Source organism: Rubripirellula tenax, from assembly GCF_007860125.1.
Classification (GTDB): Bacteria; Planctomycetota; Planctomycetia; order Pirellulales; family Pirellulaceae; genus Rubripirellula; species Rubripirellula tenax.
On the sequence record NZ_SJPW01000001.1, the window covers coordinates 523,222 to 536,054 of the forward strand.

Genomic DNA, 12,833 nt, shown 5'->3' on the forward strand with positions numbered 1-12,833 from the left:
GACAGAATTGTCTGAATTGCGCGGACTATCCGAACCCGCTAAGATGTGACAACGTAGACGGGCAATGCGATGGTCGGCACTCGCCGGCGCGAACAATCGAACCATTCCAACAAGCCGGCGCCTCCGGCGGGGCGCTGAACGATGCTAGCGGTCGAGTCGCTGACGAAAACCTTCTCTCTGGACGACAGCGACTTGTGCGCGGTCGATCATTTGTCATTCCAAGTTTCGCCTGGCGAAGTATTCGGATTGCTGGGCGCCAATGGTGCCGGCAAGACGACTACGCTGAGGATGATTCTGGGGCTGCTTGAACCCGACGAAGGCTATGCCGAAGTCGATGGAGTGCGAACGGCGGACGATCCGATCGGAGTCAAGGCGCGGCTGGGGTTCGTTTCGGCCAGCGACGGCGTTTATCCGTGGTTGTCGGTCCGCGAGATGCTGATGTATTTCGCCGATCTGTACGCGGTTGACCCGAATGTGGCCGCCGATCGCTGTGAATCTCTGGCCAAGTTGATGGGTATCGAACCGCTGCTCGAGCGGCGGGCGGGCACCCTTTCGACGGGCCAACGGCAACGGGTGACACTGGTTCGCGGCTTGATCCACGATCCGCCGGTGATGTTGCTGGACGAACCGACGCGAGGCTTGGACGTGGTCGGCGTGCAAACGATTTTCGAATACATCGAACACTTGCGCGACGTCGGCAAAGCGGTGATCGTTTGTACTCACCGACTGGACGAAGCCGAACGACTGTGCGACCGTTTCGGACTCCTTCATCGTGGCCAAATTCGGCACATGGGTACGCTTGATCAGTTGAGAGCATCAACGGGACAACAACACTTGGTCGATATGTTCGTCGAATTGATGAGAGGCGTTTGATGACGGAATCTCAGGCAACGACTCGACACCACACGCCGTCGGTCCTTGGACGACTTTGGCGGTTGTGTCAGAAAGAATTGAAAGAAACCAGCCGCGATCGACGCACGATCGTGACGCTGTTGCTAATGCCGCTGTTGGTCTATCCGCTGTTGAGCATGGCGATGAACCGCTATTTGCTGACGTCGGACGCGTCGACGGATGTTAATTACAAGGTCGGCGTCGCGTCGGATGACGTGGGCGGGCGGATGGACGCGTTGTTATCTAGTCCCGAAGCCACACCGCCCGAAGCGATCTTGAAATCGAGCAGCGGCGAAATGGCGGGATTCGCCTTCTTCAACACCACGGATCCGACCAACGACGACCCGCTTCCTCCGGTGCAAGCTCTTGCGCGCGGCATCGTGGACATCGCGATCAGTGTCACCGATCAACCCGACGGCCAATCCGTGGTGACGGTCACCTCGTTCGATGGGGATGCGAACAGCCAGAATGCGCGTCGCGTGGTGGTTGAACGGATGCAGTGGTTGAAAATGGCGTACGCCGAAGCGTCGGCCAAATCGACGGATCCGGACTTTCGCCAACCCATCAAATTGGTGATCGAACAGGTCGGCGAACCGAAATCGACACCCATCTTGGCAACGATCGTGCCGTTGGTGTTGGTGCTGATGACGATCACGGGCGCGGTATATCCGGCGATCGATTTGACGGCTGGGGAACGCGAGCGGGGCACGATGGAGGCGCTGATGGCATCGCCGGTTCCGCGATTCTATGTGCTGTTGGCTAAATACGTTGCCGTGGTGACGGTGGCGTTGTTGACGGCGATGGCGAACCTTTTGGCCATGTTCACGACACTGTGGTTGGGCGGATTGCTGCCGCTGTTGACGGGTGGTGAACCGGGATTCCCATGGCTGGCGGTGCTGCAGATCCTTGGGTTGCTGGTTCTGTTTAGTGGCTTCTTCTCGGCGGTATTGTTGTCGTTGACCAGCTTTGCACGCTCGTTCAAAGAAGCCCAGGCTTACTTGATCCCGGTGATGTTGTTCGCGATCACGCCAGGGATGCTGTCGTTGATGCCGGGTGTCGAGCTGAAGGGGCCGTTGGCGATCGCGCCGCTGATCAACATCGTCTTGCTTGCGCGTGAATTGCTGGGCGGCACGGTCCAACCGGCTGCGGCCGCGGCGGCAGTGTTTAGCACGATCGGATATGCGGCGGCCGCGTTGGGCATTGCCGCCAAACTGTTCGGCAGCGATGCGGTGACACGCACGAGTGAGCAGTCGATTGCATCGCTGTTTCGGCGGCCGCGAAAAGCGACCGACGTGGCAAGCCCTCAGGCGGCGGCGTTGGTACTGGCCTTGTTGGTGCCGATTTACTTTGTGCTATCGAACGTTTTGATGCAGTACCTCGGCGGCATCAAGGCGGGGATGCTGTCGGGCGAAACCGATTTGACGGATGCACAAGCGGCGAACTTGCAAATCCGCAGCATGATCTTGAGCGCGGTGGCGTTGATCGCGGTCTTCGGTGCTGTTCCGGCGATTGCGTCGTGGATCGGTCGCAATCGCCCGCGAACGACCTTCCGATTGTCGACTCCACCACTGACCGCGATCGTCGGTGCGATGGTGATGGGGCTGGGGGCGTGGGCGGTCGCACACGAGGCGTTCGTATTGGCGGAATACTTTGGCGTGGGCGGTTTGAGCGAAGAGCGGATCCAACAGACGCGAAAGGTGCTGAAGGCGTGGAAGCTGGTTCCGCCTTGGATCTTGCTGCTAACGTTGGCGGCTACTCCGGCGATCATCGAAGAACTCTGCTTCCGCGGATATCTGTTTTCGTCGTTCCGCAAAGTCATGAAGCCATGGCAAACGATCGCGCTGACCAGCGTACTGTTCGGCTTGTTCCACGTGCTGACGGGCAGCGCGTTGCTGATCGAGCGGTTCGTGCCGTCGACGTTGCTAGGTTTCGTTCTAGGCTGGATCGCGTACCGCAGCGGCAGCGTCTTGCCCGGCATGGTGATGCACTTTGTCCACAATGGGCTGTTGGAATTGGTCGGGCACTATCACGAAAAACTGGAGTTTTTGGGCGCAGACTTTGACAACCAAACTCATTTGCCAGTCACCTGGATCGTGATCGCGACGGGCATCGCCGTCGTCGGCGCGACGATCGTATGGGCGGGAACTCGAAGTTCGGGCAACCCTATGTGGCCCCGCGACTCCGCTCGCGGGGCGTAAACCGCAAAGCAGTTCACAAAATCCAACGCACACCTTACGAACGGCGTCGCAGGGCCACGCAGGACCACGCAGGGGTGCCGGTTTTGGCTTCAATAACCCCGTTGCTCGATTAAACTGGCGTCTCGCTCCTCATCCCACCCACCAAAGAATTCGATATGCGCCGTCGTTTTTCCGCATTGTTGATCGCATCCACGCTTATCAGCCCCGTTTTTGCCGCTGATCCCGAAGCCAAACCGGGCAAAGGTCCGGTTCACACCGAACCGCCAACCGACGACGCCAATTACCCGCTATTGGGCGAATTTGTGGGCGAAATCACGGTCAGCGAAGGAAAAACCGAGCGAATCGGCCTGCAAATCCGGCCGGTCGGCGGCGACAACTTTGACGCCCTGTCGTTCACTGGCGGATTGCCGGGCCAGGAAACATTCGGCGGCAAGCCGATGCGGTTGATCGGCCGACGTAGCGGAGACACCGTGATTCTGTCGGGCGGACCTTGGGCGATTTTCGTTTCCGCTGAAGGATGCACTCTGGTCGATCGCGAAGGCACCAAGCTGGGGAAACTGGAACGCACCGAGCGGGTCAGCCCGACAATGGGTGCCCCGGCTCCCGAGGGTGCCACCGTCCTATTCGATGGCACCAACGTCGACCAGTTTTCGAAAGCATCCATGACCGACGACGGTTTGCTGATGCAGGGCGCGGACGTCAAACCGATGTTCCAGGACTTCAACCTGCACGTCGAGTTTCGGTTGCCCTACATGCCCGAGGCGTCGGACCAGTCGCGCGGAAACAGCGGCTTGTATTTGCAGAGTCGATATGAGTGCCAGGTGCTCGACTCGTTCGCCCAAGACGCTGTCTTCAACGGTTGTGGCGCTCTTTACCGTTTCAAACAACCCGACTTCAACATGTGCTTGCCGCCGCTGGTTTGGCAAACGTATGACATCGAGTTCACGGCGCCACGCTGGGCGTCGGACGGATCGAAGCTCCGCGGTGCCCACATTTCATCGTGGCTCAACGGCGTGAAGGTACAGGATAACGTCGAACTGGCTTCGCAAACCGGCCACGGCCAGGAAGAGCAACCGTCGCTGTTGCCGATCAAATTGCAAGATCACGGGGACCCAGTTCGTTTTCGCAACGTGTGGGTGATCGACCGTGGCTTGACGACGGTGACGTTCCCGATCGAACCGACGAAAGAACAAATCGAAGCAGCGGAGAAAAAGAAAGCTGACGCAGTGACGATGGCGGAAGCTGAAAAGAAGGCGAAGGCGGACGCCAAGGCAAAGAAAAAAGCGAAAGAGGCAGAGGCAGAGGAAAAAGCCAAGGCGGAAGTGACAGAAGAAGCACCAGCCGAAACCGCATAACTCGGGCCACCCGATGTGGACCCGCGACTCCGTTCGCGGGACATGAACTGCAAAGCAGTTCATGATCCGATCATCGTACACCCTGCGAGCGGAGTCGCAGGGCCACAATTTTGGATGGATGGGTTACTGCTTTTTCAGTTCTGCCAATCGCAGTGCTTCGGCCAACTGTTGAATTTGTTGGACGTCCAGCTCTTCCGCTCGCGCCGTTTCGCCGTGGCCGAGTGTCTGCAGGACTTCATCGACTTCGCCCTTGTCCAGTCGTCCCTTCATCGCGCTGATCACGACCGAGCGCAAGAATTTTCGTCGGTGAAAGAACAGCGATCGAACGGTAGCGTGGAAGTGATCAAGGTCAGTGAACGCGGCTCGCCGCTCGGGTCGATGGTCCAATCGGATGATCGCGGAATGGACCTTCGGACGTGGCCAAAACACCGTCGGCGGCAGAATCCGCACGATCTCGGCATCGCAGATCGATTGCACCCAAACGCTTAGCGCGCCGTAGTCTTTGGTTCCAGGACCTGCGACGATGCGATCTGCCATTTCTTTTTGGATCGTGACCACGATCACATCCGGCGTTGGCGTCTCGTGCAACAGATTGCTGATAATCGGCGTAGCGACGTTGTACGGAAGGTTCGCGACCAGCAAGAACCGTGACTCGGGACCCAGTCGGGCCATCGCGTCACGGATGTTCTCCATGATTTCGGGTCGCAGCGTGTTCTTGTTTTTCAACGCATCGCCGTGGATTAGTTTGACGTTGGGGCGACCCGACAACTCTTCGCTTGCCATTTGGTGCAAGTTGTTGTCGATCTCAACCGTCAACACCGCACCCGCTTGGTCACTCAATCGCGTCGTCAACGATCCGACGCCAGTGCCGATCTCCAGCACCACGTCGTCCTTGCGAATCTCGGCCGAGCGAGCGATCAGATCGACCAAGTTCAAGTCGATCAAAAAGTTCTGGCCGAACCGCGACACCGGCCGAAGCCCCGCCGCGGCGAGTCGCTTGGAAAGATACGTCGCGGTTTGTCGAGGCTGGTCGGACATAGAGAGGGGGGGGGATTGGTTTTAGGGATTGGGTGTTAGGTATTAGGAAAGATCTGTGTTTTGCGATAACGCTCGCTGGACGTATTTGGCCAACAGATCGGTTTCCAGATTCACTCGGTCGCCAACTTTCCGGCCGCCCAGTGTGGTGACGGACAAAGTGTGAGGAATCAAGGCGACGGAAAACGAATCGTCCGCGACGTCGACCACCGTCAAGCTGATGCCGTCGATCGCAATGCTGCCCTTGGATGCGACTTGGGACGCCAAGTGTTTCGGGATGCTGAACCGCAGGTTGGCCCACGGCGGATCATCTTTTCGCTCGATCAATCGTCCGACGGCATCGATGTGGCCGGAAACGTAATGTCCGCCCATCCGATCGCCGACCGCGAGTGAGCGTTCCAAATTGACGTGGCTGCCGATGACCAATTCGCCCAAGTTCGTCCGCGACAACGTTTCTTCGCCGGCTTCGAAATCCAGTTTCGTTGCTTCGACACCCACAACCGTCAAGCAACACCCATTGATACAGATGCTGGCCCCCATGGTCGCATCCTGGGCCACTAACCCGGCATCAACGGTAAAACGCTTGCCCGGGGATTGATCGACGACGTTGACGAGGGTGCCGAGAGTTTCGACGAGTCCGGTGAACATTGGCAGTAGGTTCTAGGTGACAGGTATCAGGTGACAGGAAATAAAAGTCCTGATGCCTGTTACCTGACAACTGAAACCTATTCCCGACGCCTAGCCAGTTTGGCAGCGATGCACCAAAATGCCAGCCCGGAACGAAACAGACCCTCCCAACTCTTAAGTTTTCACGAGACCTCCCATGACTTTGATCGAAGCCATCCACGCCCGCCAAATCCTCGACAGCCGCGGAAACCCGACGATCGAATGCGAAGTTTTGCTTTCCGACGGATCTCACGGTCGCGCCGCCGTACCTAGCGGAGCCAGCACCGGGATGCACGAAGCGTGGGAACTCCGCGACGGTGACAAGTCCGTCTACATGGGCAAGGGCGTTCTGACGGCCGTCGACAACGTCAACGAAAAGATCGCCGAAGCACTCGAGGGCATGGACGCGACCGACCAAGCCGGCATCGACGCGGCGATGATCCAAATGGACGGCACCCCGAACAAAAAGAACCTGGGCGCCAACGCGATCCTGGCCGTTTCGCTGGCCACCGCCCACGCCGCTGCGTCCTGCACCGGACAACCACTTTACCGCTACCTCGGCGGCGCCGGTGCTCGCATGTTGCCCGCACCGATGATGAACATCATCAACGGTGGCGAACACGCCGACAACAACGTCGACGTGCAAGAGTTCATGGTGATGCCTTTGGGCTTCGAACGATTCAGCGACGCACTTCGCTGTGGCACCGAAATCTTTCATAACCTGAAGAAAGTTCTGACCGACAAGGGCTACAACACCGCGGTCGGCGACGAAGGCGGTTTCGCACCTGATTTGAAGAGCAACCAAGAAGCTCTCGACGTCATCATGACGGCGATCGACAAGGCAGGTTACAAGGCCGGCGAACAAGTCTGGATCGCACTCGACGCGGCTTCGACCGAATTTTACGACAAAGATTCAAAGACCTACTCGATCGACGGCAACAAGATGTCGGGCAGCGAGATGGTCGATTTCTTGGCCGGTTGGTGCGACAAGTATCCGATCTGCAGCATCGAAGACGGTTGCGACGAAGACGACTGGGACACCTGGAAGAAGTTGACCGACAAGATCGGCAAGAAGGTCCAGTTGGTCGGTGACGATTTGTTCGTCACCAATGTTGATCGCTTGCAACGCGGTATCAACGAAGGCATTGCGAACAGCATCCTGATCAAGGTCAACCAAATCGGAACGCTGACCGAAACGATCGACGCCATCCAATTGGCTCATCGCAACAACTACACGTCGATCAGCAGTCACCGCAGCGGCGAAACCGAAGACTCGACCATCGCCGACTTGGCGGTTGCCCTTTCGACCGGCCAAATCAAAACCGGTTCGGCCAGCCGAAGTGACCGCATGGCAAAGTACAACCAACTACTTCGCATCGAAGAAATGCTGGGCGACACCGCACAATACGGTGGCCCAGTCTTCGCAGCAAAGTTGTAGGAACAAGTAGGTAACAAGTAGGTAACAGGTAACAGCAGTCGATACAGCAGTCGATACAGCAGTCGATACAGCAGTGTGATAAGATTTCGGAGTGGCACCTCGTGCCCAACTCGCGAAAACCTGTCACCTGAAACCTGTTACCTATGACCCATCCCCATGCCTTCTCTTCTTGCCGAGCAGCCTTGGATCGTTTCGTTGATGCTGGGCATGCTTGGCGGCGGGTTGTTGTTTGGTTGGCTGCAGACCGGCAAGAAGGCGGCCGCGGTGATGGGAATCATCGCGTTGGCTTTGATTCCCGTCGCGTTCTTGGTGGCCTCGAAGTGGGAAACCGATCGCGAGCAGATCGAACGCGTCATTTACGAAACGGCTGATGCGGTTGAGAAAAATGACTTCGAAAGAGCCTACCGAATCATCGGCGACGAGAAAGCCGAGGCAATGGCGCGGCTCGAATTGCCACAGTTCGAATTCACCATGGCTCGCGTCAATAAACTTCGTTCGATCACGATGATCGAAGGATCGTTTCCCCCCGAAGCCGACGTGGACATGTCGGTCAAGGTCGACGTCAGCAACCAACGCGGCGGAGTGCGGAATCTGCGCGTGGTGCGACGACTGGAACTGCGGTTTCAAAAGGTAGGGGATCGCTGGGTCGTGACCGAGTATCGACACTCGCCGGTTGCCGGCGGACCGGACCAGTTCACCACCCAATGATTAGCAGCCTGTTGAAAAAGGGGTCTGCCCCTCTCCGACGCTTCAAATTCACAATATTTCAGCAACGTCTCCAACGGGTCAGACCCCGTTTTTAATAGGCTGTTAGCCCCCACCGACCATGAACAACCCGCCCGAAGATCCGTCCGCATCACCGTGCATCCAAGTTTGCACGATCGACCAGCAGGGCGTGTGCGAGGGGTGCCACCGCACGCTGGACGAAATTGCCGCGTATTCCCGGCTCAATCCCCAGCAACGTCAAATCGTCAACCAGCGGGCCGCCGCGAGAAGGAAAAAGTAGACTGCGCAGCCAACGCAGCTCCCGTCCAGTTTCCCACCCAGACGGGGTCGCTCGCTCTTTACTTTCACCGCCCTAGCGGCGACAATCCTCGCGTGAGCCTTTTGTGGCTCATCCCTCCAAGAAAAATTTAAAACCTTTCCCCGCACCGGGAAAGGTTTTCTTTTTGTCGAACGTCGAACTCAAAGGACTGGTGCCATGATCGAATCGGTACCCATGACCCGCGCGGGCTACAACAAGATCAAAGCCGAAATCGAACGCCTGGAAGTCGAGATGGCGGCTTGCACCGATCGGATTGCCGAAGCACGTGCCGAAGGCGATTTGAAGGAGAACGCCGAGTACCATGCCCAGCGTGAAAACCAAGGCATGATCGCGGCCAAGATCTCGCAACACAAAGACAAGATCGCGCGCGCCACGATCATCGATATGGCCACCCTGCCCAAGGACGAAGTTGTCTTTGGATGCACCGTCACGGTTGAAGACGTGGCGTATGGCGACGAAGAACAGTTTACGTTGGTCGGCGCCGGCGAAGACGACGTCAACGCCGGCAAGGTGTTGGTGACCAGCCCATTCGGCCAAGGCTTGATCGGCAAGAAGGTCGGCGAGACGGCTGAGATCGATGCGCCGGCGGGTAAGCTGAAGTTCAAAATCTTAAAGATCGAGTTCTTGGATTGATGTCTGACGAATCCGCCGACCCTGAAGCCGAACGGGAACCCGAACTCGAATCGGTTTCACCGGAACAACCAACGACCCCATCGCCGACTTCGCCGCCCCAGCCGCCAACGAAAGGCGATGATGGCCCTGGTTGGATGCCGGCGATCTTGGCCGCGACCGCGCTGATGGGCATCGCCGGCTTTGTGTTCTGTGGATTCTCGACTTGGTTGCTGTTTCAAAAACGAACCGAGTTTGCGATCCGGACGCTTCGCGATGCGTACATCCCCGAACTGGAACAGAGCCTGCTGGAGCCTGACGAGAAGCAACTGGTGATCAAACAGGTCACCCGGTTGGTCGATGAGATGCAGCGTGGCAAATACGAGAACTGGCAATCCGCGGGAATCCTGCAACGGCTACAGCGATTGCCGGTGATCCAGTGGGGTGAACTGTACGCCGTCGATGCCGCAGCAACGAAGAACGCGTCGCCCGAAGTGGCGGCCGAAACGTCGAAACAGTTGTCGCGATTGCGGCGATCGGTCGAAGTCGGGAAGACGACGTCGTTCGATTTCGAAGACGTTTTAACACCGGTCTACATTGCCGATAGCACTCGCCCCGGTGGCCACCGACTACAGCAACCGATCGACGTCGATGCGATCATCGATGTCGTCCAACGGGCCAGACTGGTGGCGGATCGCGAAAAGGTTCCGGACGAGAGTTTTTCGAATGCGCGGATCGAAGCGATCGTCCGCGAACAAATCAACGCGGGTGTGGCCGACGGCGGCTTTTAGCGCCCCGATTGCCGGTGCGCTAGAGTCCAATGGTCTGGCGGAGTGTTCGTCTTGTACACGACGCCCGGGAATGTGGATGAAGCACTAGGAATATCGAAGTTGTCTGAACGAAAAGTGGTCATCGTAGGGGCCGGCCCCGGCGGATTGGCGGCGGCGATGCAATTGGCTCACGCCGGTTGTGATGTCACGGTCTTGGAAAAGAGCGACCGAGTTGGCGGTCGCACGTCGGCGATCGAAGCCGACGGATTCCGGTTCGACTGTGGGCCCACGTTCTTTTTGTATCCCCGCGTGCTGTCGGAGATCTTCGCCTCGGTCGGCCGCGACTTGATGGACGAAGTCCCGATGACTCGACTGGATCCCCAATATCGGTTGACGTTTGCGCAAGGCGGCCAGCTCGACTGTACCGCCGACATGGACGAAATGGATCGCCAGATCGCGAAGATCTCGCCCGCCGACGTCGGTGCCCTGCGTCGGTACATGGACGACAACCGCGTGAAGTTGGCCAAGTTCCGGCCGATCCTAGAATCGCCGTTCAGCTCCGTCACCGACTTGATACGCCCTTCCCTGTTGCCCGCGGCGCGGCATCTGCATCCGATGCGTTCCCTGGGCACCGAATTAGAACGGTACTTCGACGATCCTCGTTTGGTGATCGCGTTCGCGTTCCAAGCCAAGTACTTGGGCATGTCTCCGTTTCAGTGCCCGAGCCTGTTCAGCATCCTTTCGTTTTTGGAATACGAATACGGCGTTTGGCATCCGCAAGGCGGCTGCAGTCGGGTCAGCGAACGGATGGCCGAAATCGCGGAATCCATGGGCGTCAAGATTCGATTGAACGAAGCGGTCACGTCGGTGGAACTGGTGGGCAAGCGTTTAAAGACACTTCACACCGACGTCGATCGTTATGACGCCGATTCGTTCGTCGTCAACGCCGACTTTGCTCACTGGATGACGAAGACGATTCCGAATGCGTCGCGAAAGCGATGGAGCGACGAGAAACTGGCTGGCAAGAAATACTCGTGCAGCACCTTCATGCTTTACCTGGGCATCGAAGGGATTTATGCCGACCTTCCTCATCACAGCATTCACATTGCCAACGACTATGAAAAAAATCTGCGCGAGATCGAAGTCGAGCATGTGCTCAGCAGCGACCCGTCGTTCTATGTTCAAAACGCCTCGGTGACGGATGTGTCGCTGGCACCACCCGGCCACAGCGCTTTGTATGTCCTGGTCCCCGTCACGCACCAACACCCCAATGTCGACTGGAGCGTCGAATCCGATCGCTTCCGCGAATTGACACTCGACAAGTTGGCCGCGATCGGGCTGACCGATATCCGCGACCGTATTCGGTTCGAGCATCGGATCACGCCGCACGACTGGGAACACAAGTACGCGATCTACAAAGGCGCCACATTCAACTTGGCGCACAACTTGGGGCAGATGCTGCACAAGCGACCGCACAACCGCTTCGAAGAGCTCGACGGTGTCTATTTGGTCGGCGGCGGTACCCATCCAGGCAGCGGGCTACCAGTGATCTACGAATCGAGTCGGATCTCCAGTCGGCTGCTACTGAACGATCTCGGCGTCAACACGGACTTCATCGAAGAAGCGGCCGCGGTCGGCGCTTAGCAGCCTGTTGAAAAAAGGGTCTACCTCTCCGACGCTTCGAATTCACAATGTTTCAGCAACGTCCCCAAAGGGCCAGAGCCCTTTTTCAACAGGCCGTTAGCCCACCGGATCACTTGATCGTCCTGAACACCATATACCGTGCGACGGCGTCGCGGGACATCGTCGGCAAAGCAGCAGGTGGGATTTAAGGCAGCATGTCGATGACGCGCTGCAGATCGTCAGGGATCGGCGCCTCGAACGTCATTGGCTTGCCGGTCTGTGGATTCACTATCGTCAACTTGCGCGCGTGCAGCGCTTGTCGATTCAACACGACGGTTTTGTCGGACTCGTCTCGCTTGCCAAGCTTCAGCGAAGACTCACTCACTTCGCTGTGCCCGCCATAAAGCTTGTCGCACAAAATCGGCGAGCGAATGTGAGCCAAGTGAACTCGCAATTGGTGCGTGCGTCCCGTCTTGGGCAACAACCGCACTTGCACGAATCGGCCGTGACGCGAAATCACTTCATAGAACGTTGACGCAGGCTTGCTGGTCACGTGTCCGTCGCGAATCGCCATTTTGTCGCGCTGGTAAGGGTGGCGACCGATGGGCGCGTCGATGATGTCTCGGTCGCGATCCAGCGGCGCGTTGGTGATCGCGTAATATTCCTTTTCGGTCGAACGATCAGCAAATTGGGCCGACAAATGCACGTGGACCGCATTGGTTTTCGCTACCACGATCACACCAGACGTGTCCCGGTCCAACCGGTGGACAATGCCGGGGCGCGTTGGGCCACCGACGTCCGAAAGTGATTGAAACCGATACGCCAGCGCGCTGGTCAACGTGCCGGTCCAATTTCCTCGCGCGGGGTGGACGACCATGCCGGGTGGTTTGTTGATGACGACCATCCCGTCGTCTTCGTACAACACGTCCAGCGGTATATTTTCGGGGACCGTGTCGTCGGTCGGCAGCGGCGGAACGCGAAATCGAACCCGCTGGCCCTCTTTGAGCTTTAAACTGGGACGACAAACGCGACCATCGACTTCCGCGCCATCGTCCTGGACGGCGGCTCGGATTTGTGTGCGGCTGTAACCATCACAGCTTTGCGTCAGAAAGAGATCAACGCGATCGCCGTCCGCCGATTCGGGCACGACAAAGTCGCGATACACGGTTTCAGCAACCACCGCTTCACCGTCGACTTCTTCGA

12 protein-coding genes are annotated in these 12,833 nt (G+C 57.9%); 9 read left to right on the top strand and 3 right to left on the bottom strand.

From position 1 onward, the window contains the following. The first annotated feature begins 141 nt into the window (after positions 1–141). From Poly51_RS01900 to Poly51_RS01910, 3 genes are all read left to right on the top strand, one after another. Positions 142–873, top strand: coding sequence for an ATP-binding cassette domain-containing protein (locus Poly51_RS01900; protein WP_146453657.1), 732 nt, complete (start codon positions 142–144; stop codon positions 871–873). After that, positions 873–3,089, top strand: a complete 2,217-nt coding sequence (locus Poly51_RS01905) for an ABC transporter permease subunit/CPBP intramembrane protease (protein ID WP_146453659.1) — start codon at positions 873–875, stop codon at positions 3,087–3,089. Before Poly51_RS01900 ends, Poly51_RS01905 begins: the two co-directional genes overlap by 1 nt. 155 nt (positions 3,090–3,244) lie before the next feature. Beyond that, positions 3,245–4,444, top strand: coding sequence for a 3-keto-disaccharide hydrolase (locus Poly51_RS01910; protein WP_146453661.1), 1,200 nt, complete (start codon positions 3,245–3,247; stop codon positions 4,442–4,444). A 123-nt stretch (positions 4,445–4,567) separates the two neighbouring features. Here Poly51_RS01910 and rsmA read toward each other — a convergent pair whose 3' ends face one another. Continuing rightward, the gene (gene rsmA, locus Poly51_RS01915; RefSeq protein ID WP_146453663.1) at positions 4,568–5,482 is read right to left on the bottom strand and encodes a 16S rRNA (adenine(1518)-N(6)/adenine(1519)-N(6))-dimethyltransferase RsmA; all 915 of its coding nucleotides are present in this window, start codon (positions 5,480–5,482) and stop codon (positions 4,568–4,570) included. 42 nt (positions 5,483–5,524) lie between these two features. Next, positions 5,525–6,127, bottom strand: coding sequence for a riboflavin synthase (locus Poly51_RS01920; RefSeq protein ID WP_146453666.1), 603 nt, complete (start codon positions 6,125–6,127; stop codon positions 5,525–5,527). A 175-nt stretch (positions 6,128–6,302) separates the two neighbouring features. Here Poly51_RS01920 and eno point away from each other — a divergent pair, with 175 nt between their 5' ends. The 6 genes from eno (at position 6,303) to Poly51_RS01950 (ending at position 11,651) form a co-directional block, all read left to right on the top strand. Beyond that, positions 6,303–7,583, top strand: a complete 1,281-nt coding sequence (eno, locus tag Poly51_RS01925; RefSeq protein WP_146453668.1) for a phosphopyruvate hydratase — start codon at positions 6,303–6,305, stop codon at positions 7,581–7,583. A gap of 156 nt (positions 7,584–7,739) precedes the next feature. Continuing rightward, a complete protein-coding gene (locus tag Poly51_RS01930) occupies positions 7,740–8,291 on the top strand; it encodes a hypothetical protein (protein WP_146453671.1) in 552 nt (183 codons plus the stop codon). 118 nt (positions 8,292–8,409) lie between these two features. Next, positions 8,410–8,589 (top strand): DUF1289 domain-containing protein, encoded by a 180-nt coding sequence (locus Poly51_RS01935; RefSeq protein WP_146453673.1) that lies wholly within the window; start codon positions 8,410–8,412, stop codon positions 8,587–8,589. A gap of 195 nt (positions 8,590–8,784) precedes the next feature. Continuing rightward, on the top strand, positions 8,785–9,261 hold the full coding sequence (greA, locus tag Poly51_RS01940; protein ID WP_146453676.1) for a transcription elongation factor GreA: 477 nt from the start codon (positions 8,785–8,787) through the stop codon (positions 9,259–9,261). Beyond that, positions 9,261–10,028 (top strand): hypothetical protein, encoded by a 768-nt coding sequence (locus Poly51_RS01945; protein WP_146453679.1) that lies wholly within the window; start codon positions 9,261–9,263, stop codon positions 10,026–10,028. Before greA ends, Poly51_RS01945 begins: the two co-directional genes overlap by 1 nt. Positions 10,029–10,127: 99 nt before the next feature. After that, positions 10,128–11,651, top strand: coding sequence for a phytoene desaturase (locus tag Poly51_RS01950; protein ID WP_146453681.1), 1,524 nt, complete (start codon positions 10,128–10,130; stop codon positions 11,649–11,651). Between the two features lie 184 nt (positions 11,652–11,835). Here Poly51_RS01950 and Poly51_RS01955 read toward each other — a convergent pair whose 3' ends face one another. After that, on the bottom strand, positions 11,836–12,795 hold the full coding sequence (locus Poly51_RS01955; protein WP_146455094.1) for an RluA family pseudouridine synthase: 960 nt from the start codon (positions 12,793–12,795) through the stop codon (positions 11,836–11,838). Positions 12,796–12,833: the final 38 nt, after the last annotated feature.

Coding starts and splice junctions, on each gene's coding strand:
- greA (WP_146453676.1), top strand. CDS start 8,785: ATGATCGAATCGGTACCCATGACCCGCGCGGGCTACAACAAGATCAAA.
- rsmA (WP_146453663.1), bottom strand. CDS start 5,482: ATGTCCGACCAGCCTCGACAAACCGCGACGTATCTTTCCAAGCGACTC.
- Poly51_RS01900 (WP_146453657.1), top strand. CDS start 142: ATGCTAGCGGTCGAGTCGCTGACGAAAACCTTCTCTCTGGACGACAGC.
- Poly51_RS01945 (WP_146453679.1), top strand. CDS start 9,261: ATGTCTGACGAATCCGCCGACCCTGAAGCCGAACGGGAACCCGAACTC.
- Poly51_RS01905 (WP_146453659.1), top strand. CDS start 873: ATGACGGAATCTCAGGCAACGACTCGACACCACACGCCGTCGGTCCTT.
- Poly51_RS01910 (WP_146453661.1), top strand. CDS start 3,245: ATGCGCCGTCGTTTTTCCGCATTGTTGATCGCATCCACGCTTATCAGC.
- Poly51_RS01920 (WP_146453666.1), bottom strand. CDS start 6,127: ATGTTCACCGGACTCGTCGAAACTCTCGGCACCCTCGTCAACGTCGTC.
- Poly51_RS01935 (WP_146453673.1), top strand. CDS start 8,410: ATGAACAACCCGCCCGAAGATCCGTCCGCATCACCGTGCATCCAAGTT.
- Poly51_RS01930 (WP_146453671.1), top strand. CDS start 7,740: ATGCCTTCTCTTCTTGCCGAGCAGCCTTGGATCGTTTCGTTGATGCTG.
- eno (WP_146453668.1), top strand. CDS start 6,303: ATGACTTTGATCGAAGCCATCCACGCCCGCCAAATCCTCGACAGCCGC.